Raw genomic sequence first — 26,687 nt, forward strand, 5'->3', positions numbered from 1 at the left:
CAGGTTCATTATGGATCAGGCGGCGCTCGATACTTCAGTCGATCAGTTATCTTCCACCCTTCAGTCGGTATTTGGCTACCGAACTTTCAGAGAGGGGCAGAGGGAGGTCATTGAGCAGATCTGCGCAGGACAAGATTGCCTGGTTATCATGCCGACAGGTGGTGGTAAAAGCCTGTGTTATCAATTACCCGCTCTAGTATTACCCGGTTTAACCGTGGTGGTTTCTCCCTTGATCTCACTGATGAAAGATCAAGTCGATAGCCTTATTCAGACCGGAGTGTCAGCGGCTTATTTAAACTCCTCTCAGCCAAGAGAAGAGAGTTTACAAGTGTTGCAGAAGATGCGTTATGGCGAGCTTAAGCTGTTGTATGTGTCGCCTGAGCGTCTGTTACAAGCGAGTTTTATCGATAGGCTGCACGAACTGAATGTATCTTTGTTTGCTATCGATGAGGCGCACTGTATTTCGCAGTGGGGCCATGACTTTAGACCTGAATACGCAGCGTTAGGTCGTCTTCGTCAGCAGTTCCCTCAAGTGCCGATTATGGCGTTAACGGCTACGGCTGATAAAGCCACTCGCGCGGATATTTGCGAGCGACTTACAATTACACCGCACTCGCTGCTTACCAGTTTTGATAGGCCTAATATTCGCTATACCGTGGCAGAAAAGCTCAATGCTGCCAACCAGTTGCGCCAGTTCGTTGATGCACAAAATGGTACTAGCGGTATTGTGTATTGCAGTAGCCGCCGCCGTGTTGATGAAGTTGCCGAACGGCTTCGTCTGCAAGGGCATCAAGCTGAAGCTTATCATGCTGGTAAGACTCAAGAAGAGCGCGCTGATGTTCAAGATAGATTCTTAAAAGATCAGCTCGATATCGTCGTCGCGACAGTGGCATTTGGTATGGGAATTAACAAGTCGAATGTGCGCTATGTGGTGCATTACGATATTCCCAAGAGTGTTGAGTCCTATTACCAAGAAACCGGCCGCGCAGGACGAGATGGCTTGGACTCCGAGGCGCTAATGTTGTTCGACCCTGCCGATATCGGCCGAGTCAGACACTTAATCGAACAGTCCGAGCCGGGACCGCAGCAACAAGTTGAGTTTCATAAGCTTAATACCATGGCTGCTTTTGCTGAAGCGCAGACTTGCCGTCGCCAAGTGCTGCTGCACTATTTCGACGAACCTGCGCTACAAGCCTGTGGTAACTGCGATATTTGCCTAGATCCGCCTAAGAAATATAACGGTATTCAAGATGCACAAAAGGTACTGTCTTGTATCTATCGTATTGGGCAACGCTTTGGTATTAATCATCTTATTGAAGTGTTGCGTGGTTCAAAGTCGGCTAGCGTGATTGAGCGTGGGCATGACAAGCTGTCTACGTGGGGCATTGGTAAAGAGAAAAGCCACGAGCATTGGTTAAGCGTGATCCGTCAGTTGATCCATTTGGGCCTTGCCAATCAAGATATCACCCGTGGGTCTTCGGTCACCTTGAATCCTTCTGCGCGAGCAGTGTTAAAGGGTGAGGTGGAGTTATTACTCGCTGAGCCAAGAATCGTTATTCAAACCACTAAGCGACGCAGTACCAATACTCGCGCACCACTCAATTACGATCGTAAGCTGTTTGCTAGGCTTAAACTGCTGCGCCGTACGCTGGCTGAAGAGTTAGATGTACCACCTTATTTGGTATTTAACGATGCGACGTTAGCTGAGATGGCCGCCATATTGCCTACTAGCCCAGGTGAAATGCTCGCGGTAAACGGTGTCGGTGAGCGTAAGCTAGAACGTTTCGGTGGTGAATTCCTCGACGAGATCGCTGATTATCTAGCTGAAGGTTAATCTAAAAAACTAATCTAGATAAAACTCGATATAGGCCAGCGTTCAAGTGGCTATTTAGGTTCCAGATCTTCTGGTTGCTTGTTGATAGTGCCGATTTTGGCTAACAGGTTTTAATCGTCTGAGCTGACTGACGTTGGCTCGCTTTATCATAGATTGTAAATTATCAAACTGCTGCATACTCGCAAGGCCAATGTTGACCTTGCTGTCGTTTTGCCACTCTGCCACTGTATCCGATAATTGCTCGATAACATTGAGCGCAGCAGCCTCAGAGGTGTGCGGCAGCATGATTAATAATTGGTGTTTTTCCTGCAGGAATAACAGATCTTGATCTCTTAGCTTCGTCTTCAGTTGCTCAATCATCTGTGGGATCTGACTGCTCACGACTCCGCTTGGATCAAGCACTAATAATGACAGAGGGTAATGCGCGTGTTTACTCACGGTAAGCATATCTTCTAGTTTTTGCTTACCCGTCGCATTGGGCTTTATCGGCATCGGCTCTTTAATTTCAAGCGCAGATTTTGCTGGTTGTCTGTTATACCAGGCGATAAAAATAATTAAGCTGATCAGAATAAACAATACTGGTAACAATTCACTGGGAATAAGCTGACTAGGTAGCGTTGCAACGCTGGTACTTTGCTGTTTGTTTGAGACTTGTTGTTGACGGCTTAAGCCTGATTTTAAATGAGATAGCCAGATCTTCTGGATCGATAGCGCTTCTTTCTCTGCGGCTTGAAATTGCTTGAGTTGGTAATCATAGGCTAAGGCGAAATTTTGCTTCTGTGCAAAGTAATTGGCAAGCACGGCGTAGCAAAGTTTAAGGTCCGTATAGCGCTTCTTTAGTTTCGCAGTGGTTACCGCTTCATTCATTAGCTCTAGGCCTGATTTCTCTTTACCTTGAGCTAGCTTGACTTGCGCTAGTAGGTGTAAGGCGCTGATGGTTGCGCTGGCGTTTGTTTCTTTCTTAAAAGTATTAATGCTTAAGTTGAGCAGTTGCTCCGCACTACTATATTTGCCGCTACTAAAATCAATAAAGGCTATTTGCTTATAAGCGATGGCTAACTCAAAGGGGCTGCCAAGCTCTGCCAGCTTACTTCTGGCTATTTGAATATAGTGATCCCTTAACTTAGATTGACTATTCGCTTGAGCTATGTTGGCGGCATCAATAGATAAGTTAAGTGCAATTTTCCCTGCCGAATCTTCGTCTCTAAGGGCTTTATCTAAAAAGAGTCTGGCTTCGTTAGGCTCATTCACGTCCATCAGCAATTTAGCCATAGAAGCATTTAAGTACGCAATAGGAGTTAATAGCCACTGTGCATCATGTCTTCTAACTTGCGGATAAAGGTCTAGCGCGAGGCGTAGGTCTTCGATGGCAGTGTCGTTATGCTGCACCTTTGCATCTAGCTGGCTTCGTAGCCATAGGCCATTGATCAATGCCTGGGGCTGTTCTAAACGACGAGACATGGCAATAGATGAGTGAATTAAGGGTAACGCCTGTTGGTAATTCCCGTAATTAACATAGGCCTGAGCCATACAATTAAGAAAGTAAGGTCTAGCTTCATCTAACTTCAATTGTTTGGCTCTTGCTTCATTAAGCCTGGCGACGTTTATGGCGGCGGCATTCTCGCCTAGTTGAAGATAGGTTTCACACTTAAACGCGCTCATACGCAGTTGAAGCACTTTTGGGTCTAAGTAGGAGTGAAGGTTTTGTTCAATGTCATGAATGTTATTGAGGGCTTTACTGGGATACTGAAAGACTGAGGTATTGAGTTGATCAAGCTGTTCTAGAGTTAATGAATACGCAGGCGAAAGCCACAGCATTAAACTGAGAATGAAAATGCGTAAATCCATTTTTGAACGCTGCAGTGGGTAATCCTTATCCGCTTTCTTTCAATTTGAGCGGCATTATAACGAATCTAAATAAAATGTGCATAAAAAGCATGTTGCGAGAGAATATTGCGACATGTTGTAAATATGTACGTTGTTGAGACGTAAAATGGCGCTAAAGATTATTTTTGCGCCACAATTTATCTTTGCTGCGCTTTTTTAGAGCAATAATTAGCTTGAGAATAACTATTGTAAGCGAATTTATGGTTGACACTGGCAGCTGTGCAAGTTAAAAATTAATCGACTCAACGGCAGTGTTGAGCATATTTATCTATTTAGGTTGAATGAAAAGTGAAAAAATATAACGATGCATTACTAGGACTCCTTATTCTCATTCTCGCAGATCCTGCGCGGAGGACTTAGTGCTATACGCTTTCACATAAGCCTGCATTAATAGACCCCGCATAAGAGCGGGGTTTTTTGTATTTTTATCAAAACCAGCAAAGTGACCACACAACGGAACAGTGATGTTCAATGGAGAAGATAGATGTCTAACCGAGTGATTATATTTGACACCACCCTACGCGATGGTGAACAAGCATTAGCAGCAAGTTTAACGGTTAAGGAAAAACTTCAAATTGCACTCGCGTTAGAGCGTTTAGGTGTAGATGTGATGGAAGTTGGTTTTCCCGTTTCTTCTCCTGGTGACTTTGAATCAGTACAAACCATTGCTAGAACAGTTAAAAACAGCCGTGTTTGTGCGCTATCGCGTGCGCTTGAAAAGGATATCGACGCCGCTGCACAGGCCTTGTCGGTTGCGGAGCAGTTCCGTATTCATACCTTTATTTCAACTTCAACCATTCATGTCGAGAGTAAATTAAAGCGCTCATTTGATCAGGTATTAGAGATGGCAGTTGGCGCCGTTAAGTACGCCCGCCGTTTCACCGATGACGTGGAATTTTCTTGTGAAGATGCAGGCCGCACCCCTATCGACAACTTGTGCCGTATGGTGGAAGAGGCGATTAAAGCTGGTGCACGTACCATTAATATTCCCGACACAGTGGGTTATACGGTACCGAGTGAATTTGGCAGCATCATTCAGACGCTATTTAATCGAGTACCGAATATCGATCAGGCGGTGATCTCGGTGCATTGCCATGACGATTTAGGCTTGTCGGTTGCTAACTCTATTACTGCGGTGCAGCACGGTGCTCGCCAAATTGAATGTACAGTCAACGGTATTGGTGAGCGTGCGGGTAACTGCTCGCTAGAAGAGATCGCCATGATCCTATCAACTCGTAAGGGTGAGCTAGGGCTTGAGACAGGTATTAATGCCAAAGAGATCCACCGTACCTCTAGTTTAGTCAGTCAACTTTGCAATATGCCGGTGCAGGCGAATAAGGCCATTGTAGGTGCGAATGCGTTCACTCACTCATCGGGGATCCATCAAGATGGCATGCTTAAAGCGCAAAACACCTATGAGATTATGACGCCTGAGAGCATTGGACTAAATCGTAACAACTTGAATATGACCTCGCGTTCTGGTCGTCATGTGATCAAGCACCGCATGACAGAGTTAGGTTATGGCGAGCAAGATTACGATATGGATGTTTTGTACGAGGAGTTTTTGACTCTAGCCGATAAGAAGGGCCAAGTGTTTGATTATGACTTAGAAGCCTTAGCCTTTATGGAAGCCCAAGCCGAAACAGATGATCACTATAGGTTACAGCAGCTGGTGGTGCATTCAGATTCTACCGAAGGTAGTGCAACTGCCACGGTAAAAGTTGCGGTTAACGGTGAAATCATTACTGAAGCTGCGACGGGTAACGGCCCAGTCGATGCTGCTTATAAGGCTGTCGCTCGCGCCAGTGGTTGTGAAATCAATATTACTAGCTACCAGTTAAGCGCAAAAGGTGAGGGGCAAAATGCCTTAGGCCAAGTGGATATTACCGCCAAGTATCGAGAGCAAAACTTCCACGGTGTGGGTTTAGCCACTGACGTGGTTGAGGCGTCAGCTAAGGCTCTAGTCCATGTGATGAACCTAACTTGGCGCGCCGATAAAGTTGCCGATTGTAAACAGCGTATTCAGCAGAACAAGCGCGAGCTAGGTGGCGTGTAAGACGTTGACAGACACTAACGTGAATGTGCGCAAGTCCCTACGACAGAATAAGTTTAAAGAAAAAATTGAAGAATAAACCACAGGAGTGAGCCGAAGTATGAGTTATCAGATTGCAGTACTGGCCGGAGATGGCATTGGACCAGAGGTGATGGCTGAAGCACGTAAGGTGTTAAAAGCAGTTGAACAACGTTTTACACTTTCTATCGAATATTCCGAGTACGATGTTGGCGGCGCCGCTATCGATAATCATGGCTGCCCACTTCCTGATGCAACCTTAAAAGGCTGTGAAGCTGCTGATGCGATTCTGTTTGGCTCAGTAGGCGGCCCTAAATGGGAGCACTTAGCACCAAACGATCAACCAGAGCGTGGTGCCTTATTACCCCTTCGTGGCCACTTTGAGCTGTTCTGTAATATGCGTCCAGCCAAATTACACGCAGGCCTTGAGCATATGTCACCGCTACGCAGTGATATCTCTTCTCGCGGTTTTGATGTGGTTTGTGTTCGCGAGCTAACAAGCGGGATTTACTTTGGTAAGCCCAAGGGGCGCCAAGGTGAAGGCGAAAATGAAGAAGCCTTCGATACTATGCGCTACAGCCGTAAAGAGATCCGTCGTATCGCTAAAATTGCTTTCGAGACAGCCCAAGGCCGCCGTAAGAAGGTGACCTCTGTTGATAAAGCCAACGTACTTGCCTGTTCAGTGCTTTGGCGTGAAGTGGTGGAAGAGGTCGCTAAGGATTACCCTGATGTTGAGCTAGAGCATATCTATATCGATAACGCGACTATGCAGTTACTACGTCGTCCCGACGATTTCGATGTCATGCTGTGCTCGAACCTTTTCGGTGACATTATTTCAGATGAGATCGCCATGCTAACTGGCTCTATGGGATTACTGTCTTCAATCAGCATGAACAGCTCTGGTTTTGGTTTGTATGAACCTGCTGGTGGCAGTGCGCCAGATATCGCTGGCCAGGGCATTGCTAATCCGGTGGCACAAATTTTATCGGCAGCCTTGTTGCTGCGCCACAGTCTTAAGCTTGAGGATGCTGCTACAGCCATTGAAAATGCGGTAGCTAAAGCCTTGAGTGATGGCTACTTGACGGGAGAGTTGTTGCCAGCGGAGCAGCGTCACCAAGCAAAATCAACTAGCGAGATGGGTGATTACATTACACAGCTAGTAAGAGAGGGAGTGTAATCATGGCTAAAACGCTATATGAGAAAGTATGGGACAGCCATGTGGTTGTAGCTCCCGAAGGTGAAGCGCCAATTATCTATGTCGATAGGCATTTAGTGCATGAGGTGACCTCACCGCAAGCATTCAGTGGGGTAAAGGTTGCTGGCCGAAGGTTACGAGCACCACAGAAAACCTTTGCCACCATGGATCACAACACATCGACAACCAGTGCCAGCTTAGATGCACTTAGCCCTATGGCGCGTACTCAGGTTGAAACTCTTGAGCGTAACTGTAAAGAGTTCGGCGTGCGCCTCTATGATATCCACCATAAAAATCAAGGCATTGTCCATGTGATGGGGCCAGAACTTGGCATCACGTTACCGGGTACTGTTATTGTGTGTGGTGACTCACATACCGCCACACATGGCGCCTTTGGTGCACTGGCATTTGGTATCGGTACATCGGAAGTTGAGCATGTCATGGCGACGCAGACACTGCGCCAATTAAAAGCCAAGACTATGAAAATTGAAGTACGCGGCCATGTGGCTTCTGGGATCACCGCTAAAGATATCGTGCTTGCCATCATAGGTAAGATAGGCATGGATGGTGGAACAGGTTATGTGGTTGAGTTCTGTGGTGAAGCAATTGAAGCCTTAACGATGGAAGGCCGCATGACCGTGTGTAACATGGCCATTGAGATGGGCGCGAAAGCAGGCATGATAGCGCCAGATGCGACCACGGCTGAATATTTACAAGGCCGTGAATTCTCTCCAAAAGGCGAAAACTGGAATCAAGCTATTGCAGCTTGGGAGCAGTTAAAAACTGACGAAGGTGCAGTATTTGATGCCTGCGTGGTGCTAGATGCCAAAGATATCGCTCCACAATTAACTTGGGGAACTAACCCAGGCCAAGTGGTTGCAATCGATCAGCTGGTGCCTAATCCACTCGACGCGGCAAATTCAACCGTACGAAGCAGTATCGAGAAGGCGCTGGAGTACGTCGACCTATCAGCAGGCACCTTGATGACTGATGTGAGTATTAATAAGGTCTTTATCGGTTCTTGCACTAACTCTCGTATTGAAGATTTACGCGCCGCAGCGGTTCACGCTAAAGGGCGTAAGGTTGCTAATGGAGTAAAGGCGATTGTTGTTCCAGGCTCAGGTTTAGTTAAAGAGCAAGCTGAAGCGGAAGGTTTAGATAAAATCTTCCTAGAGGCGGGCTTTGAATGGCGCTTACCGGGTTGTTCAATGTGTCTAGCGATGAATGACGATAAACTGGAAGCGGGCGATCGCTGCGCCTCGACCAGTAATCGTAATTTTGAGGGCCGACAAGGGCGTGGCAGCCGCACTCACTTAGTGAGCCCTGCTATGGCCGCCGCTGCAGCGGTAGCTGGTCACTTCGTTGATATTCGCAAACCATACTAGGAGCACAGCATGCAACCATTTATCTCACACACTGGGCTTGCGGCTATCATAGATAGTGCAAACGTGGATACCGATCAGATCATCCCTAAACAGTTTCTATCTAAGGTGACTCGCGACGGCTTTGGGATTCACCTGTTTCACGACTGGCGTTACTTGGATGATGCTGGCGATCAGCCAAACCCAGAATTTAATCTAAATAAGCCCCGCTATAAGGGCGCTTCTATTTTAGTATCTCAAGAAAATTTTGGCTGCGGCTCGAGTCGTGAGCATGCGCCATGGGCACTAGCCGATTTTGGCCTAAAAGTGATTATTGCCCCAAGCTTTGCCGATATCTTTTATGGCAACTCAATCAATAATGGCTTGCTGCCTGTTAGGTTAACAGACGCTGAAGTGCAACAGATTATGGCAGAAGTCGAAGCAAAAGAAGGCGCTGAGATCAATGTCGATTTGCAAGCGCTAACAGTGACATCACCTTCGGGTAGCGTATTTAGCTTTGAAATTGCAGAGTCTGCGAGACATAACCTACTAAACGGGTTAGATGCGATTGGTTTGACACTGTCACACGCCGATACAATTGCTAACTATGAAGCCAGTATACCTACATGGAGAGGGTAAAGTAGCGCGGTTTAGCCAAATAATATTTGCGTACAGGCGTACCAACAATTAGTTTTAGCCAAGCCATTTAGATATTTGTCTAAATGGCTTTGTTTTATTTAGGTACTGCTAATTCAGTTTAGTTATTGTTTTTATTCGGTTTGATGTTTTTTGTTGCTATATATCTTAATCGATAAAATAAAGGCTAGTGATTTATGCTGTAATCGTGCTGTTTTTTGAGTGAACAGGTGTCATAGTTATTTTTATAGGTTTGCCGTTGTTTTTAATGTATTTTATCTATCTTATTGCTGTTGTTGTGTAACTCTTCAGCGACGTTTTTGTTTAGTTTGTGCGTGTTTTCACTGTTTTAAAATGTGATCCAGTCTATTAATTCTCTATTTTCGCCTTGTTGCGGTAGTGTTTTGTGCTGTTTTTTATAAAGTACTTGTAAAGATATTCTGCAGTTGTAAAATCGCCGCCATTAAAAAGTGGAGTTAATACTCTACTTCTTGTTAACATAATTAGAGATTACCAATGAATAAGCGTTTAATTACTCTTGCTGTGAGTACAGCACTTTTGGGGACAGTTACACAGGTTCAAGCTGCTGGTTTTCAATTAGCTGAATACTCTGCAACAGGATTAGGCCGTGCATATGCGGGTGAAGCTGCAATGGCTGATAATGCTGCAGTGCAAAACCGTAATCCGGCGATGCTGACTTATCTTCAAGGTACGCAAATGACAACGGGCGCGATTTTGGTTATGCCAAATATCGATATCAATGGCGAAGTGACATACGTTGATGGCGTTAACGCTACTTCAGCAAAAGATATTGCTGGCGATGCGGTAGTGCCTAACTTTTATGTGTCACATCAGTTAAACGAACAGTGGTTCCTAGGTCTAGGTATTGGTAGTAACTTCGGTATGGCGACTGAGCTAGATGATAGCTTCCGTGGTACACAGTTCGGTAATGAAGCATCGGTAACAACTGTTGAAATCAATCCTAACGTTGCTTACCGTATTAATGAGCAGTTTAGTGTTGGTGCCGGTGTACGTTTCGTCTTAGGTGAAGGTAGCATCGGTGCTAAGAGCTCTGCAGATACAATGATCCCATTATCAGATTTGGGGATTAATCAAGGTATACCCGTTGCTAAAGGCACTACCCTTAAATATATGGAAGGTGATGACACTTCTTGGGGTTGGCAGCTTGGTGCAGCTTGGCAGATTAACGCTAATAACCGAATTGGTGTGAACTTCCGTTCAGAAGTTAAGCAAACACTTTCTGGTGAAGCAAATGGTGTAGCGTTTAACCTTTATGATCCAGAGGTAATCGGTGCTGCAGTAGGTTCAATTATGGCTGGCCAGACGCCAGAGCTCGCGCCAGAGAAAAAATACGACGGTTCGATGGATTTAACACTTCCAGCGACAGCTGAGATTGCTTCTTTTCATCAGTTAACAGACAAGCTTGCTCTTCATGCAAGTGTTAACTGGACCGATTGGAGTTCGTTTGAAAAATTAGAAGCGTATATTCCAGAACTAACTAATCCAACGCAGTTGGTTAAGCAGGAAAACTGGGAAGACAGTTATCGCTTTGCAGTAGGTACCACTTATCAGTTAAATGAAAAGATGTCTTTGCGCGGTGGTGTGGCTTATGACATGTCAGCGGTATCTGATGCTAACCGTACTCTGACTATCCCTGAAATGGATCGCTTATGGTTAAGTGTTGGTATGGGTTACGCCTTCAGCGAGAACTTCGACATGGATCTAGGCTTTACATACATTTTTGCTGACGAGTCTCCGGTAGTTGAGCCGCGTCCAGGTATCGAGTCAGATAATTCATCAGCACTATTTGGTGGTACTTTCTCTGGCACAACTAGCGGTAACATAGCGCTACTTGGTGTTCAAGCAACTTACCGATTCTAAACTCAGCGCTAGGGTATGGAGCTAATCTTAGCTAAAGCCAAGCAGCTTCAGTCTTAACAGCTGTTATTAAAGCCTCGCATCTGCGGGGCTTTTTGCATTATAAATCTAGGCTTAAACGGTGCTGGAATTGGATTGGAAGTTTATTTTCATGGTAAAAAAGCAATAACTAGTTAACTTGTAGAGATAACGCTTGCGTTATTGTGTGTGCTATTACTATCTATTAGCGTTATCTATTGATGCTTAAATCCATCAAAATAAACAAGAGGTTCACCATGAAACCCAAAATTTGGTTAGTCACTATTGGTTCGGCAATTTTGTCTCTATCATCGGTCAATGCAGCAGAGCCTATGTCTCTCAAAGAACTATCTCTCAAAGAACTGCCGCAAAAAGAACAACCCCTCCAAGAACAGCCTAAATCTGTGCAAGTGGTGAAACAGTTTATTCAAGGCTTTAATAACCACAGTGTGGAACAACTGCTGCAACAAACAACCGAAAACGTGCATTGGTTTAATTTGTCTGGGGCGAAAATGGAAATTGAAACCGCTAGTCAAAATGAACTTGCCGCGGCAATGACCGACTACTTTGCTAGCCTCAATGATGCCAAAGCAACCTTGCGGCAAATTATCGTGTCTGCAAATTATGTTAGCACCGTAGAGGAAGTGACTTGGAGTCATGATGGCGATCAAAGTAGCCAGTGTAGTCTCGGTGTTTATCAGTTAAATGGGGATAAAATTAGTGCCGTATGGTACTACCCAAGCCATGCCTGCGATGAGGCGCCCTGGATAGAAGTGGCAGCTCCGGAAATTGTTCAGCCAGAAATTGGGTTATTAAAAGAAACGCGCCAATAAGGAAAGCATAAGTGTCAAAGAAATACATCATAGCACTGGATCAGGGGACGACAAGCACCAGAGCAATAGTGTTCGATCATGATACCAAGATGGTTGCTAGCTCGCAGCGTGAGTTTAGCCAAATATATCCTCAGCCGGGATGGGTTGAGCATGACGCGATGGAGATCTGGGCATCTCAAAGCTCGACTCTTATTGAGGTGTTAGCGCGGGCTGATATTCACAGTGAAGATGTGGCAGCTATCGGTATTACCAACCAGAGAGAAACAACTGTCGTCTGGGACAAGGTAACGGGTAAGCCGGTTTACAACGCAATCGTGTGGCAGTGCCGACGCAGTAAAGATATTTGTGACGAGCTCAAGGCGCAAGGGCTGGAAGATTACATTAAGCAGACCACAGGCTTAGTGCTCGACCCTTATTTCTCAGGCAGCAAGATTAAGTGGATTTTGGATAACGTTGAAGGCGTGCGGGAACGAGCAGAGAAAGGTGAGCTTCTGTTTGGCACCATAGATACTTGGCTTGTTTGGAAGCTTACTGAGGGCAAGGTACATGTTACCGATCCGACCAATGCTTCACGAACCATGTTATTCAATATTCATACTCATGAGTGGGATAACAAGCTACTAGAGGCGTTTGATATTCCTTGCTCGATTCTGCCAGAGGTTAAACCATCGTCGGCTATCTATGGTTATACCCGTATAGCGGGAGAAGGGAGTAACATTGCCATCGCAGGCATGGCGGGTGATCAGCAATCTGCGTTATTTGGTCAACTCTGTATCGAAGAGGGGATGGCGAAAAATACCTATGGCACAGGTTGCTTCTTGCTAATGAATACAGGTGTAGAAGCCGTTCAGTCGCAGCATGGATTATTAACCACCATTGCGATTGGAGCAGACGGTGGGATTAACTATGCACTAGAGGGCTCGGTATTTATGGGCGGAGCTACGGTGCAGTGGCTGAGGGATGAGCTGGGGCTTATTCGTGATGCACAAGATACCGAATACTTCGCTAAAAAAGTTGAAGATACTAATGGTGTGTATCTGATCCCTGCATTCGTTGGGTTAGGTGCTCCCTATTGGGACCCTGATGCGAGAGGGGCGTTAGTAGGCTTAACCCGAGGCGCGAATCGTAACCATATTATTCGAGCCGCATTGGAGGCGATTGCCTACCAGAGCCGCGATCTTTTGGATGCCATGTCTAAAGATAGTCGTGTCGAACTGAAACAGATTAAGGTCGACGGTGGTGCGGTGGCGAATGACTTCTTGATGCAGTTTCAGGCCGACATCACTAACGTTGAGGTTTTGCGCCCAGAGCTGACCGAAACTACTGCATTGGGAGCTGCATTTCTTGCAGGTCTTGCCGTGGGCTTTTGGGACTCAACCGATGAGCTAAAGAATAAGGCTGGGATTGAGCGTAATTTCACTCCACAAATCAGCATGCAAAAACGCGATAGCTTATATCAGGGCTGGTTAAATGCGGTCACTCGGACACGTTAAAAGCGAGTGACACCCGCTTAGACTATACATCGATGTCGATCCGAGTGTGGGTCGACTCAGGAGTTTGTTTACTTGTTTGTTCTAGCGATGACTCTTGCTCATTGTTCTTTTGTTCGGACTTATCCCGCCTAGGGCCTTTTCTTCTCTCTAGGTTTGGATCGAGTTGGTAGGCTATCTGTTGATTTTTACGCCTATCATCGGTAGAGGTGCGCCTCTCTAAGTGAGGCGGCAGTTGTGCCTGAGGTGCTTCATGGCTGTCAGGTGCGATAGCTGCGCTGTTATCAATTTTCTTAACTTGCTGTTTTGTTTTAAGCTTTGAGGTCGCTGGCTTAGCAAGCATGGCGTATACACTATCTAGGCTAATCATTGCTTATTCCTCATTTTCAATGTGAGTTAATATTATATCGGCAATGATTGGTTAAAATTTAGTCTTGTTTTTTTGTCTGGCAAGTTTAACTCAGTGAATTGAGAGCACAAAGGTCATTCGGTTAATTATGTTTAATATTTCCTGCATTTATACCGCAGCTTTTGCGGAGTTATAGCCTTATATGGGCAAACTCGCTCTTAGTTAAAGCAAGCTTTATGGGAAAAAATCCCACTAAATGGCATTGCTTGTTGTGATTAACCCCACTCTTCTGCCTGTTTTTCCTACTTTTTAGAGGAAGAACACTATTAAATCCCCACATAAATCCCCAACACTCGCTTTGGATAAAGTTAATCTAAATTCGCTGCTAACCCGCTTGGTTACTGGATTTTTAAATCTGCGCTTTCCTTGACAAGTCTTGCGTTCTATCCCTAAACTTAGCTGTTGTGGGGAAATGTGGATATTTGTGGGATATTTTATAGAACAACAGGGATGACATAAGGTGTTTTCTGGGGCTAGCGCTATAAATCTTGATGCAAAAGGCCGGATCGCGATTCCAAAGCGATACCGTGAGTCGCTGCATGCCCGTCATAATAACCAACTTGTGATCACTGTAGATATTCAATCCTCTTGTTTATTGCTGTACCCCATTCATGAATGGGAACAAGTTGCAGCTAAACTCGCATCTCTTTCCGACACACAACCTACCGAACGAGCAATGAAGAGATTGTTGCTCGGATACGCCCATGAATGTGAATTGGATGGTAATGGCCGAATGTTGTTACCACCGCCACTACGCCAATATGCCAACTTAGATAAGCGGGCAATGTTAGTGGGGCAGCTCAATAAGTTTGAGCTATGGGACGAAGCTGCATGGCAGCAACAGATTGAACAGAGTCGGACAGCGATTCTTAATGAAGACTTGGCTGCCAATGAGCGTTTGGCAAATTTTTCACTTTAGTCAGTGATACTTAAATAGTAGAAGAAACCCATGACACAAGAATTTGAACACCTATCAGTACTGCTAGCGGAAACCGTTGCAGGCTTAAACATTAGACCCGATGGTATCTACATCGATGGTACTTTCGGTCGTGGTGGTCATTCTAGAAAAGTTCTTGAGGAACTTGGACCGAATGGAAGACTGATTGCTATCGACCGTGATCCGCAGGCTATCGCCGCGGCAGAGCAGTTTAAAGACGACAGCCGCTTTCAGATCGTTCATGGTGGTTTCGGTCAGTTAGCTGACTATGTCGAAGATTTAGGCTTAAAAGGCCAAATCGATGGTGTATTGCTGGATTTTGGCGTGTCGTCGCCGCAGCTAGATGACGCCGAACGTGGCTTTAGCTTCTTGCGTGATGGCCCGTTAGATATGCGTATGGATAACTCTCAAGGCGAGACCGCTGCTCAGTGGCTTGCTCGCGCTGAAATTGAAGATATGGCATGGGTATTTAAAACCTATGGCGAAGAGAAAAATTCTCGTCATATTGCGCGCTGTATTGCTGCAGATCGTGACAAGACCCCGTTCTTGCGTACCAAAGATTTGGCAGATTTGATTGCCCGCATTACCAAGAATAAGGAGCGAAATAAGCATCCTGCAACACGCGTATTCCAGGCTATTCGTATCTACATCAATAGCGAACTAGAGCAGATTGATCAAGCCCTAGAAGGTGCATTAACAGTGTTAGCGCCAGAAGGCCGCTTATCTGTGATTAGCTTCCATTCACTGGAAGACCGTATGGTGAAGCGCTTTATTCGCCGTAATAGCCAAGGTGAGAGTGTACCTCATGGTTTGCCTATTACAGAGGCTGAGATTAATAAGTCACGCAAATTAAAGGCGATGGGTAAAGCGATTAAGCCGTCGGTTGAAGAGGTAGAGCGTAACGCCAGAGCTCGTAGCTCAGTGCTACGTATCGCCGAGCGCTTACCTTACGAAGCATAAACGATTAGAAAATAAGTGAGTAAAGCTCAATTGAATTTAACCCGCATAGTGCTGCTCGATCTATGGCATCACAAATGGATCATGATACTCGCGCTGCTTGTCATGATAAATGCGATTGCGGTGGTGTATACCAGCTATGAAGGCAGGAAATACACCAGTCAATGGGAGCAATTGTTACAAGAGCGAGACCGGCTAGATATCGAGTGGCGTAATTTGCTGCTCGAAGAGCAGTCTCGGTCGGAACATAGCCGAATAACTCGGATTGCGACTAAAGAGCTGAATATGAACCGTCCATTACCAAAAGAAGAGGTTGTGGTAAGAGTCCCATGAGCAAACAGGCGAAACGTAAGCAAAAACCACAACTAATCCAATGGCGTCTATACGTCGTTGTGGCGTTTGTTTGCCTAATGTTTACCAGTCTTGTTGGGCGTGCGGCATATATTCAACTGGTTGAGCCTGAAATGCTGCGTCACCAAAGCGATATGCGTACCTTGCGCACAACCAGTCGTGAAGTGCAGCGCGGGCTTATTACCGATCGCAATGGCGAGATGCTCGCGGTCAGTGTGCCAGTTAAAGCTGTATATGCTGACCCTAAAGTGGTGCACGACAAAAATGGCTTTGCCGATATGCGCCGCTGGCAAGCATTAGCTGATGTGTTACATGAACCCAAAGAAGATATTTTAAAACGGGTGCAGGCTAATCCGCGTAAACGTTTTACCTATCTGAAGCGTCAAGTCACTCCAGCGGTTGCTGACTATATTCGACAGCTAAAATTACCCGGTGTTTATCTTAAGCCAGAGTCCCGCCGGTATTACCCAACCGGTGAGATCTCAGCGCAGTTAGTCGGTATCACGAATATCGACGACAAAGGTATTGAGGGGATTGAAAACACCTATAACGATTGGCTTACAGGTACACCAAGCAAACAAAAAGTGCGTAAGTCTCGTGATGGTCACGTTGTTGAGCGACTCGATATGGTGCAAGAGGGCGAGAGCCCAAATGATTTAGTGTTAAGCATCGATCAGCGTATTCAGCAGCTTGCCTACCGAGAGCTAAAAAAAGCCACCGAAATTAATCAAGCAACGTCTGGCTCAATCGTGGTGCTAGATGTGCACACGGGCGAAGTGTTAGCGATGGCAAACACTCCGTCTTATAACCCTAATTCCCGTGATAGCCTGCAAAGCTATCGCATGCGAAACCGAGCGTTAACGGATTCATACGAACCCGGCTCGACTATCAAGCCTTTTGTGGTCGCCGCAGCACTTGAAGCTGGCACCATTAAAGCGGATCAAATTATTAAGACCAACCCAGGTCGCATGCGCATTGGTGGTAAAATTGTCCGCGATGGCCGTAACTATGGTGACCTTTCTCTGAGTGGAATTTTGGTGCATTCGAGTAACGTAGGCATGACCAAAATTGCTTTATCTATGCCAGTACAAGAGTTATTGGGCGCCTACCAAACCATGGGCTTGGGCAATTACTCAGGTATTAATTTAGAGGGTGAAAGCGCCGGACTTATTCATGATAGACGCCGCTGGTCTGAATTTGAGCGAGCCACGCTATCATTTGGTTATGGCTTAATGGCCACACCGCTGCAGCTCGCCAGACTGTACTCGATTTTGGGTAATAAGGGCGTACTGTATCCCGTTTCGATTTTAAAACTTAAACAAAAGCCTGAAGGTACCCAAGTGCTTTCTCCTGAAGTGGCACAAGGCGTGATGGAGATGCTGGTGGGGGTTACCGAGAAAGGTGGCACCGCGCTTAAAGCACATATCGAAGGTTACCCTGTAGCAGGTAAAACCGGTACCGCGCGTAAAGCTGTTGCGGGTGGTTATGGTGAAGACTATGTTGCCCAGTTTGCCGGGGTCGCACCCGTGCATAACCCTAGGTTAGCCATTGCTGTGGTAGTGAATGAGCCTAAAGGCGATAGATATTACGGTGGTGATGTCGCGGCGCCTGTGTTTGCCGCAGTCATGTCTGGTGCGTTACAAATGCTAAACGTTGAACCTATTTCAAATCGTGAGAAGGTCCGTTTAGCTGCAAATTCTAGGAGTGTTGAATAATGCTAATACGCGATCTATTAGCGCCATGGTTCCATTATTCGGGAGCCGAAGACTTCTCGGAGATCACTTTAGATAGCCGTGCTGTGCAAGCTGGCTATCTGTTTGTTGCTATTCCAGGCTATCAAGTCGATGGTCGCAAGTTTATAACAGCTGCTTTTGAACGCGGCGCTAACGCTGCATTAGTGCATACGGATTCTCCCGAAAAGCACGGCACAGTGGTTAACGATGGTGGATTACAGATCCTGTTTTTCCAACTGAATCGGCAAATTTCAGCTTTAGCTGCACAGGCTTATCCTATGTCGCAAACGCGCCCGCAAATTGTTGGTGTGACCGGGACTAATGGTAAAACCTCAGTGACTCAATTGATCGCTCAGTTGCAGTTATTACAAGGTAAGCGAACCGCGGTAATGGGCACTCTAGGCAACGGCCTATGGGGTGAGCTTGTTGATAGTGGCAACACCACTGCGGACCCGGTCACTTTGATCAAGCAGTTGCAGGAATTTGAACAAAAGGGCGCGAATACCTGTGCGATGGAAGTCTCTAGCCACGGTCTAGTACAAGGTAGAGTCGAGGCCGTTCCCTTTGATGTGGCTGTATTTACCAACTTAAGTCGTGATCATCTCGATTATCATCATACGATGGAAGAATATGGAATTGCCAAAAAGCGCCTTTTCCAATTCGCCAATTTACGCGGTGGTTTAATTAATATCGATGATCCTGTCGGTCGTGAATGGCTGATTGATTTAGCATCTGACAAGTTATTAGGCTTTAGTGTTAAAGGTAACGCTAGCGCTGAAATTTATACTAAAGACAATCATTTTCATGATGGCGGCGTATCTTGCACTTTAGTGTGGCCGACTGGCGAAGCTGAGCTTAGCTCACCGTTATTGGGTGATTTTAACCTATCAAACTTGGTTGCTGCTCTCGGTGCTCTTTACCTGCTGGGTGAAGATATGCGCGTGCTTGTCGCCCTAGCTGCTCAGCTTGAGCCTGTTGCAGGACGAATGGAACGCTTCACGAGTCAAGAGGGTGTGACCCTTGTTGTCGACTACGCTCATACGCCGGATGCTATCGAGCAGGCGTTAAAAGCGCTACGAGTACATTGTAAAGGCCAGCTTTGGTGTTTGTTCGGTTGCGGTGGCGATAGAGATAAAGGTAAACGGCCAATGATGGCGGCGAGCGCAGAGCAGTTTGCCGATCGGGTTATGGTAACTAGCGATAACTGTCGCAGTGAAGACCCCAACGCCATTATTAGCGATATTTTGGCCGGATTGCAGCATCCACAGCAGGCGCTTTCACAAGTAGACCGTCAAGCTGCAATCAAGCAGATCGTCGCGCAAGCGGCTTCTGGCGATATGGTACTTTTGGCTGGTAAAGGCCATGAAACTTACCAAGAAGTAGATGGTAAAAAACTAAATTACGATGAAAGAGCATTTGCGAAAGCGATTGCCGAAGGTAACGCATGATTAGGGTTTCTTTAGCCGAACTGGCGACACGCCTAAATGGCAAGTTGGTTGGTGATGACTTGCCAATCGATAGCGTCTCTAGCGACAGTCGAGCGGTAGATAGCAAGACGCTTTTTGTTGCGTTAAAAGGCGATAACTTTGATGGCCATAACTTTGCTCAGGCGGCGGTTGATGCTGGCGCGAATGCATTGTTAGTAGAAAGAAAGCTGCCTATTAACGCCGCACAAATTATCGTGGCAAACAGCCAACGTGCTATGGGCGAAATCGGTGCCTATGTACGTGAACAGCTTGGACTAACTTGTGTCGCTTTAACCGGATCAAATGGCAAAACCAGCGTAAAAGAGATGATAGCGACTATCTTGTCGCAAAAACATCAAGTGCTCTATACCGCGGGTAACTTCAATAACGAAATTGGCGTTCCGTTAACTTTGCTGAGATTAGTGCAAGGTGATGAGTTTGGCGTATTTGAGCTTGGTGCTAACCACTCAGGTGAAATTGATTATACCTCGGGTTTAGTTAAGCCGAGTGTAGCCATGGTGAATAACGTTGCCTCGGCTCATCTTGAGGGTTTTGGTTCTTTAGAGGGCGTAGCCAAAGCTAAGTCAGAGATTTTTAACCATATTAGCATTGGCGGCACGGCTGTGATTAATGCCGATGATGCCTTTGCTGATGTCATGCTTCAGGCGTCTAGTCACGTTAAGCAGTTATGTTTTGGTATTAAAAATGAAACCTCGAGAGATCTTGATGTTTTTGCAGCTGACTTGATTGCGGATGCTTATGGACGTTATGCCTTTAGCCTTTGCTATGCAGCGGAGGTCTCTAGAGTAGAGCTACCGCTTGCAGGCCGTCACCAAGTGTCTAATGCGTTAGCGGCAACCAGTATTTGTTTGGCGCTAGGTTTATCTTTGGCTGATATCTGTCAGGGACTTAGTCTGCTGCAGCCAGTCAAAGGGCGCATGCTTCCGAGTCAGCTTGGGCGGGTCACAGTTATTGATGATAGTTACAATGCAAATCCTGCTTCGGTGGGCGCGGCTATTGACTGGCTTCAAGAAATTAAAGGAAATCGCTGTTTAGTGCTGGGCGATTTGGGCGAATTAGGCGACAATGCCGCCCTTTTGCATCGTGAGCTTGGAACATTGGCCAAGACAAAAGGCGTTAATGCGCTGTTTTGTGTCGGCACACTAAGCGCAGGTGCGAGTCATGCTTTTGGTTCCAAACACTACCAAGATATCGATGATTTAGTCGCTGGATTAATTCAATATATTAATGGATTACCAGCTGAAATCACCGTGTTAGTGAAAGGTTCTCGCAGTGCGAGAATGGAACGTGTAGTAGAAGCTTTAACAACGGCCTTTGGTCGCGGGGAGTTTGTTTAATGCTGGTTTACCTGGCTGAGTATTTAACCCAATTTTACACTGGGTTTAATGTATTTTCTTACGTTACCTTCCGAGCCATTCTTGGTTTGATGACGGCAATGATATTAAGTCTTTGGTTAGGTCCAAAGATGATAGCGCGTTTGCAATTAATGCAAATTGGTCAAGTCGTGCGTAACGATGGCCCTGAGTCACACTTTAGTAAGCGTGGAACGCCTACTATGGGTGGGCTTTTGATCCTTGCCGGTGTGTTTATCAGTGTATTGCTTTGGGGCGATCTTGGCAGCCGTTATGTATGGGTCGTACTATTCGTGCTGGGTAGTTTTGGCTTGATTGGCTTTATCGATGACTACCGTAAAGTGGTCCGAAAAGACACTAAGGGCTTGATTGCTCGCTGGAAATACTTTTGGCAATCGGCGGCAGCATTAACAATAGCGGTTTACCTGTATGCATCGGCGGCAAGTCCAGGTGAAACTCAACTCGTTGTGCCTTTCTTTAAAGATATTATGCCGCAGCTTGGTGGCTTCTTTATTGTATTGGTTTACTTCACCATTGTGGGCTCAAGTAACGCGGTTAACTTAACTGATGGTCTAGATGGTTTGGCGATTATGCCGACAGTAATGGTTGCAGCAGCATTTGCCTTGATTGCTTACCTTTCTGGCCATGTTCAGTTTGCTAACTATTTGCACCTACCTTACTTGCCAGGCGCAGGTGAGCTGGTGATTGTGTGTACCGCGATTGTCGGTGCAGGTCTTGGCTTCTTATGGTTTAACACCTATCCAGCACAAGTGTTTATGGGCGATGTTGGCTCGTTAGCCCTTGGCGCGGCACTCGGTGCCATTGCGGTATTAGTCCGTCAAGAGATCTTATTAGTGATTATGGGCGGTGTCTTCGTGATGGAGACTGTGTCGGTGATCTTGCAGGTAGGTTCTTATAAGCTACGTGGTCAGCGCATCTTCCGTATGGCACCTATTCATCATCATTATGAGTTGAAGGGATGGCCGGAGCCGCGAGTCATTGTACGTTTTTGGATTATCTCTTTGTTCCTAGTGTTGCTTGGTTTAGCAACCTTGAAACTTAGATAGCAGATTGAGTTTAACTAACTCATTTAACTTAGATACTAGATAGGTCTGATATGGCGCAGCAATATTCACACATAGTTTTAGGTTTAGGTGCGACAGGTTTGTCTGTTGTACGTTACCTGTGTGCGCAAGGGATTGTTCCTTTAGTCATGGACAGCCGAACTCAGCCTCCGGGAGCTGATAGCTTGGCGGCGGAATTTCCTCAAGTTGAGCTAGTCACTGGTGGTTTTGATTGCCGCTATCTAGTACAGGCACAGCAGATCGTCATCAGTCCAGGTATTGCCTGCGAAACGCCGGAAGTGCGAGTCGCGTTTGATATGGGGATTGAGGTGATTGGCGATGTTGAGCTTTTCGCTAGAGAAGTGAGTAAAACATCAGCCAAGGTTATAGGTATAACAGGCTCAAACGGCAAGACTACTGTAACGACCTTAGTCGGTGAAATGGCTAAGGCTAGTGGCAGCTCTTACGCCGTGGGTGGCAACATTGGTGTGCCAGCTCTTGACCTATTGCTCGAGCCTAAAGATCTGTATGTGCTGGAGTTGTCGAGTTTCCAGTTAGAGACAACCTATAGCTTGCACTGTGTGGCGGCGACTTGCCTTAACATTAGCGAAGATCATATGGATCGCTATAGCGATCTAGAGTCTTACCGTCAAGCGAAGCTTAAGCTTTACGAGCAGAGCAAGATGGCGGTGTTTAATCGTGAAGATGCGTTAACGCTACCTAACAACCCAACTAACCAGCAAAGCTTTGGTTTAGATGCGCCAGAGGGCGATGACTGGGGTGTTTTAGGCGGCATGATAGTGCAAGGTAGCAGTCAGATTATGCCTGTCAGTGATGTAGCGTTAGTGGGTAGCCACAACCTTGCCAATATCATTGCTGCAATGGCGCTAGCTACTGCGGCCGGTATTAAGCGTGAGTGTCAAATTGAGGTGGCTAAGACGTTCTTGGGTCTTGCTCATCGTTGTGAAGTGATTGCAGATATTGACGGTGTGACTTATGTCAACGACTCGAAGGCTACCAATATCGGTGCTACCGTTGCAGCTATAGATGGCTTGAGTGAGCACTTAGGTGAGTTGATCTTGATCGCAGGAGGCGATGGCAAAGGCGCAGACTTTAAGCCGTTGGAACCCGTGCTCGATAAGGTCAGCCAATTAATCGTTTTAGGTAAAGATGGCGACAAAATCGCAGCAATGAAACCTGAGGCGATAAAAGTAACCAACATGGCTGAAGCGATAGCGACAGCGCAGAAGCTAGCCACTGCTGGCGACATTGTTATTTTGTCACCTGCTTGTTCAAGCTTAGATATGTACCCTAACTTTATGGCTCGCGGAGATGAATTCCGTAACCTAGTTGAAGCACTCCATGGCGAGTAGCGAGAAGCAGTTAAGTTTATTTGGCAATCGCTTAAATTGGTCGTTGCCGAATCTGTTTAGCGACAACTCATCCCCTGGGATGCAGCTGTACGATAGAGCATTGTTATTTGCTGTTTTGTCGTTGATTTGTTTTGGCTTTGTTATGGTGATGTCAGCCTCTATGCCTGAAGCGCAAACTTTAACGGGAAACCCGTTTCATTTTGTTTGGCGTCATGGTGCTTACCTTGTGGGCTGTGTAATTATTGCTGCAGTGGTATTACAAGTTGAGGTAAGCATTTGGCAAAGGTATAGCGTGCTTTTGCTATTTGTGGTCGGGGCAATGCTCGTAGCTGTACTTCTTGTGGGTACAACGGTAAATGGGGCGACCCGTTGGCTGTCTATCGGGCCTATTCGTATTCAGGTGGCCGAGATTGCTAAGTTTGCTTTCGCCATCTATATGGCAGGTTACTTGGTACGTCGCCACCAAGAGATTAGAGAGAATGCTAAAGGCTTCTATAAGCCGATTGGTGTGTTTGCAGTATATGCTTTCTTGATTTTGATGCAGCCTGACTTAGGTACGGTTGTAGTGCTATTTGTTGGCACGGTTGGTTTACTGTTTTTAGCGGGTGCGCGATTACTGGATTTCTTCGCGCTGATCTTAACCGGCATTTTGGCATTTGTGGCGCTGGTGTTACTTGAGCCGTATCGTATGCGACGAGTGACCTCGTTTCTTGACCCATGGCAAGACCCGTTTGGTAGCGGTTATCAGCTGACTCAGTCGTTAATGGCCTATGGTCGCGGAGACTGGTTTGGTCAGGGCTTAGGTAACAGTATTCAGAAGTTGGAGTATCTGCCAGAGGCGCATACCGACTTTATCTTCGCGGTGATTGGCGAAGAGCTCGGCTTTATCGGCATTGTCGCAGTATTAGCCGTGCTGCTATTTGTGGCACTGCGAGCGATAAAGCTAGGCAACATGTGTTTGGCTCTTGAGCGTGCATTCGAAGGCTATTTGGCCTACGGCATCGGGATTTGGATCTGTTTCCAAACCGTGGTTAATGTCGGCGCGAGTATCGGCATGTTGCCAACTAAAGGATTAACCCTGCCATTTATTAGTTATGGCGGTAGTAGTTTATGGGTGATGACGGCAGCAGTAATGATGCTTATCCGAATTGACCATGAAAGAAGATTGAGTGTTATCCAGGCCGTTGAAGGCCGGACAAACTAATAATGAGTGAGATAATGACTAACCAAGCTGAAGAAAAACGCATTTTAATCATGGCAGGCGGTACCGGCGGCCATGTGTTTCCTGCGTTAGCGGTAGCTAAGTATTTAAGCCAGCAAGGCTGGAAAGTGCGTTGGTTAGGCACGGCTGAGCGAATGGAAGCGAGGCTTGTGCCTCAGCATGGCTTCGATATCGATTTTATCGATATTAAAGGGGTACGTGGTAACGGCTTGATGCGTAAATTGGCGGCGCCTTTTAAAATCTTGCGCTCGGTGATGCAGGCGCGCGCTGTGATTAAAAGCTTTAAGCCTGATGTTGTAATGGGCATGGGCGGCTTTGCTAGTGGTCCAGGTGGCGTAGCGGCAAAATTATGCGGTATTCCATTAGTACTCCATGAGCAAAATGCCATACCAGGCATGACTAATAGATTGCTATCGCGTATTGCTTCGGAAGTGTTATGCGCCTTTGAAGGCACCTTTAGCGATATCAAGGCTGAAACTGTGGGTAACCCTATCCGTAAAGAGCTGATTGCTCTTGGCGATAAGCGCGAAGCATGTTGTGACGATGATTCACTCAAAGTGCTGGTTGTTGGCGGCAGTTTAGGCGCCAAGATCTTTAACGACGTGATGCCGAGCGTTTTAGAAGGGGTGAGCAAAACTCATTCTATGACAGTTTGGCATCAAGTTGGCCGCGATAATTTGGCTAGCGTGAAAGCTGAATATCAGCGTTTAGGCCAAGATGGAAGCGTGAGTGTTGCTGAGTTTATCGATGATATGGAAGCGGCGTATCGCTGGGCCGATGTGGTGGTTTGCCGCTCTGGTGCTTTAACCGTATCTGAGCTGGCGGCAGTAGGCTTACCGAGTTTATTAGTGCCATACCCACATGCAGTTGACGACCATCAAACTAAAAACGCCAAAGTGTTAGTTAATGCTGGGGCAGCTTTTTTGCTGCCACAGCCTATCGTCGATACCAGTAAGCTGATGACAAAACTGTCGATGCTGGCATCCGATAAACAAGAATTATGTAATATGGGCCAGCGTGCTCGAGACGTAGCCATTTTAGATGCGACAGAGCGTGTAGCTAATGTCTGTATTCGATTAGCTGAGAAGGGTTGAGATGAGTAACAAAGCAGAGAAGTATTCGCAGCTAAGATCCATGATCCCTGAAATGCGTAGGGTTAAGCACATCTATTTCGTTGGAATAGGTGGCGCGGGTATGGGCGGCATAGCGGAAGTGCTTGTTAATGAAGGTTACAAGTTAAGTGGTTCTGATATTGCCCAGAGTGCGGTAACAGAGCGATTAACTCAACTTGGCGCGATTATCTACATTGGCCACGACGCAAGTCAGATAAAAGATGTCGATGTAGTTGTGGTATCTACAGCTATTAGCGCAGATAACCCAGAGCTAGTTGCAGCAAAAGAATTGCGTATTCCAGTGGTGCGCCGTGCAGAAATGCTAGCAGAGCTGATGCGTTATCGCCATGGCGTTGCCGTGGCAGGTACTCACGGCAAGACCACGACGACCAGCCTAATTGCTAGCGTTTATGGTGAAGCCGAACGCGATCCAACATTTGTGATTGGTGGTTTACTAAATAGTGCCGGTACTAACGCAAGATTAGGCCATAGTCGTTACCTTATCGCCGAGGCAGATGAGAGTGATGCAAGCTTCTTGCACCTGCAGCCAATGGTAAGTGTGGTGACCAATATTGAAGCCGATCATATGGACACCTATGAAGGCGATCTAGAGAAGCTGAAAACCACGTTTGTCGACTTCTTGCATAACTTACCTTTCTATGGCGTCGCGGTTGTCTGTATCGATGACCCTATCGTACGTGAGCTTATCCCACGTATCGGACGTAGAGTGGTAACTTATGGTTTCAGTGAAGACGCAGATGTTCGCGCATTAGATTTTAAGCAGACTGGTTATAGCTGTGAATTTACGGTTAGACGTGCCGGGATGGATGACTTGCAGTTATCGGTTAACCTGCCGGGTGAGCACAATGTCTTAAACTCATTGGCTGCTATTGCGGTAGCGACTGAAGATGAGATTGAAGATGAGGCGATTATTACTGCCTTAGCCGAGTTTCAGGGCATTGGTCGTCGCTTCCAGCAAGTTGGTGAATTTACTACGGCCAAAGGCGAGATTAAGTTGGTCGATGATTATGGTCATCACCCAAGCGAAGTCGCAGCAACGATTAAGGCGGCAAGACTCGGTTGGCCTGAGCGTCGCTTAGTCATGATCTATCAGCCACACCGTTATAGCCGTACTCGTGATCTGTATGAAGACTTTGTGGAAGTCTTATCGCAAGTGGATTGCTTGTTGATGCTTGATGTTTATGCCGCAGGTGAAGCGCCGATCCCTGGTGCCGATAGCCGTGCATTATGCCGCTCGATTCGAGTGCGTGGACAAGTTGAGCCTGTATTCGTGGCAAGTACTGAGCAACTCGAAACCGTGTTACCAGAGATCTTACAAGATGGTGACCTACTGTTGACGCAAGGAGCCGGCAGTATTGGTTTGTTGTCTCGCAGCCTAGCCGAGTCGAACCTTGGTTTTAATGCTGCAGCAACAGATGACAAAAATGCGTAAATTAGAGCGATAT

At 46.4% G+C, this 26,687-nt stretch carries 21 protein-coding genes; 19 read left to right on the forward strand and 2 right to left on the reverse strand.

Annotated features, from left to right (window positions below; genetic code table 11):
* Positions 1-10: 10 nt before the first annotated feature.
* Positions 11-1,834 carry a DNA helicase RecQ gene (recQ, locus tag K5Q73_RS07980; RefSeq protein ID WP_220760954.1) on the forward strand — a complete coding sequence of 608 codons (1,824 nt, stop codon included), beginning with the start codon at positions 11-13 and terminating at the stop codon, positions 1,832-1,834.
* A gap of 54 nt (positions 1,835-1,888) precedes the next feature.
* Here recQ and K5Q73_RS07985 read toward each other — a convergent pair whose 3' ends face one another.
* The gene (locus tag K5Q73_RS07985; RefSeq protein WP_220760956.1) at positions 1,889-3,682 is read right to left on the reverse strand and encodes a histidine kinase; all 1,794 of its coding nucleotides are present in this window, start codon (positions 3,680-3,682) and stop codon (positions 1,889-1,891) included.
* Positions 3,683-4,205: 523 nt separating this feature from the next.
* On the opposite strand from K5Q73_RS07985, the gene leuA reads away from it, so the two are divergent.
* From leuA to glpK, 7 genes are all read left to right on the forward strand, one after another.
* Complete coding sequence (leuA, locus tag K5Q73_RS07990; protein WP_220760958.1) at positions 4,206-5,777, forward strand: 2-isopropylmalate synthase; 1,572 nt, start codon at positions 4,206-4,208, stop codon at positions 5,775-5,777.
* A gap of 97 nt (positions 5,778-5,874) precedes the next feature.
* A complete protein-coding gene (gene leuB / locus K5Q73_RS07995) occupies positions 5,875-6,969 on the forward strand; it encodes a 3-isopropylmalate dehydrogenase (protein ID WP_220760960.1) in 1,095 nt (364 codons plus the stop codon).
* 2 nt (positions 6,970-6,971) lie between these two features.
* Entirely contained in the window at positions 6,972-8,372 is a 1,401-nt protein-coding gene (leuC, locus tag K5Q73_RS08000) for a 3-isopropylmalate dehydratase large subunit (RefSeq protein WP_220760962.1), read from the forward strand.
* Positions 8,373-8,381: 9 nt separating this feature from the next.
* Entirely contained in the window at positions 8,382-8,987 is a 606-nt protein-coding gene (gene leuD, locus K5Q73_RS08005; RefSeq protein WP_220760964.1) for a 3-isopropylmalate dehydratase small subunit, read from the forward strand.
* Between the two features lie 513 nt (positions 8,988-9,500).
* Entirely contained in the window at positions 9,501-10,886 is a 1,386-nt protein-coding gene (locus K5Q73_RS08010) for an outer membrane protein transport protein (RefSeq protein ID WP_220760966.1), read from the forward strand.
* Positions 10,887-11,158: 272 nt separating this feature from the next.
* Complete coding sequence (locus K5Q73_RS08015; RefSeq protein ID WP_220760968.1) at positions 11,159-11,734, forward strand: nuclear transport factor 2 family protein; 576 nt, start codon at positions 11,159-11,161, stop codon at positions 11,732-11,734.
* 11 nt (positions 11,735-11,745) lie between these two features.
* Positions 11,746-13,227 (forward strand): glycerol kinase GlpK, encoded by a 1,482-nt coding sequence (glpK, locus tag K5Q73_RS08020; protein WP_220760970.1) that lies wholly within the window; start codon positions 11,746-11,748, stop codon positions 13,225-13,227.
* A gap of 22 nt (positions 13,228-13,249) precedes the next feature.
* Here the strand turns inward: glpK and K5Q73_RS08025 are convergent, their stop codons facing one another.
* A complete protein-coding gene (locus K5Q73_RS08025; protein WP_220760971.1) occupies positions 13,250-13,594 on the reverse strand; it encodes a hypothetical protein in 345 nt (114 codons plus the stop codon).
* A 499-nt stretch (positions 13,595-14,093) separates the two neighbouring features.
* Between K5Q73_RS08025 and mraZ the strand changes: the two genes are divergently transcribed.
* Genes mraZ through murC form a run of 11 tightly spaced genes read left to right on the forward strand, consistent with a single transcriptional unit; the run spans position 14,094 to position 26,674 of the window.
* Complete coding sequence (gene mraZ, locus K5Q73_RS08030) at positions 14,094-14,552, forward strand: division/cell wall cluster transcriptional repressor MraZ (RefSeq protein ID WP_220760973.1); 459 nt, start codon at positions 14,094-14,096, stop codon at positions 14,550-14,552.
* Positions 14,553-14,582: 30 nt separating this feature from the next.
* On the forward strand, positions 14,583-15,530 hold the full coding sequence (gene rsmH, locus K5Q73_RS08035) for a 16S rRNA (cytosine(1402)-N(4))-methyltransferase RsmH (protein ID WP_220760975.1): 948 nt from the start codon (positions 14,583-14,585) through the stop codon (positions 15,528-15,530).
* 15 nt (positions 15,531-15,545) lie between these two features.
* Complete coding sequence (gene ftsL, locus K5Q73_RS08040; RefSeq protein ID WP_220760977.1) at positions 15,546-15,860, forward strand: cell division protein FtsL; 315 nt, start codon at positions 15,546-15,548, stop codon at positions 15,858-15,860.
* Positions 15,857-17,593 (forward strand): penicillin-binding protein 2, encoded by a 1,737-nt coding sequence (locus K5Q73_RS08045; protein WP_220760979.1) that lies wholly within the window; start codon positions 15,857-15,859, stop codon positions 17,591-17,593. The genes ftsL and K5Q73_RS08045 overlap by 4 nt, the downstream gene beginning before the upstream one ends.
* Positions 17,593-19,059, forward strand: coding sequence for a UDP-N-acetylmuramoyl-L-alanyl-D-glutamate--2,6-diaminopimelate ligase (gene murE, locus K5Q73_RS08050; protein ID WP_220760981.1), 1,467 nt, complete (start codon positions 17,593-17,595; stop codon positions 19,057-19,059). The genes K5Q73_RS08045 and murE overlap by 1 nt, the downstream gene beginning before the upstream one ends.
* On the forward strand, positions 19,056-20,435 hold the full coding sequence (murF, locus tag K5Q73_RS08055; protein WP_220760983.1) for a UDP-N-acetylmuramoyl-tripeptide--D-alanyl-D-alanine ligase: 1,380 nt from the start codon (positions 19,056-19,058) through the stop codon (positions 20,433-20,435). The genes murE and murF overlap by 4 nt, the downstream gene beginning before the upstream one ends.
* Positions 20,435-21,517, forward strand: a complete 1,083-nt coding sequence (gene mraY, locus K5Q73_RS08060) for a phospho-N-acetylmuramoyl-pentapeptide-transferase (protein WP_220760985.1) — start codon at positions 20,435-20,437, stop codon at positions 21,515-21,517. The genes murF and mraY overlap by 1 nt, the downstream gene beginning before the upstream one ends.
* Before the next feature lie 50 nt (positions 21,518-21,567).
* Positions 21,568-22,887: a UDP-N-acetylmuramoyl-L-alanine--D-glutamate ligase gene (murD, locus tag K5Q73_RS08065; protein WP_220760987.1), complete on the forward strand. Its 1,320-nt coding sequence runs from the start codon at positions 21,568-21,570 to the stop codon at positions 22,885-22,887.
* Positions 22,877-24,091 (forward strand): cell division protein FtsW, encoded by a 1,215-nt coding sequence (ftsW, locus tag K5Q73_RS08070; protein WP_220760988.1) that lies wholly within the window; start codon positions 22,877-22,879, stop codon positions 24,089-24,091. The genes murD and ftsW overlap by 11 nt, the downstream gene beginning before the upstream one ends.
* A gap of 14 nt (positions 24,092-24,105) precedes the next feature.
* Positions 24,106-25,203, forward strand: coding sequence for an undecaprenyldiphospho-muramoylpentapeptide beta-N-acetylglucosaminyltransferase (gene murG, locus K5Q73_RS08075; protein ID WP_220760990.1), 1,098 nt, complete (start codon positions 24,106-24,108; stop codon positions 25,201-25,203).
* Between the two features lies 1 nt (position 25,204).
* On the forward strand, positions 25,205-26,674 hold the full coding sequence (gene murC / locus K5Q73_RS08080; protein WP_220760992.1) for a UDP-N-acetylmuramate--L-alanine ligase: 1,470 nt from the start codon (positions 25,205-25,207) through the stop codon (positions 26,672-26,674).
* The last annotated feature ends 13 nt before the right edge of the window (positions 26,675-26,687 follow it).

The sequence above is a fragment of the Shewanella sp. MBTL60-112-B2 genome (genome assembly GCF_019655055.1).
Lineage (GTDB): Bacteria > Pseudomonadota > Gammaproteobacteria > Enterobacterales > Shewanellaceae > Shewanella.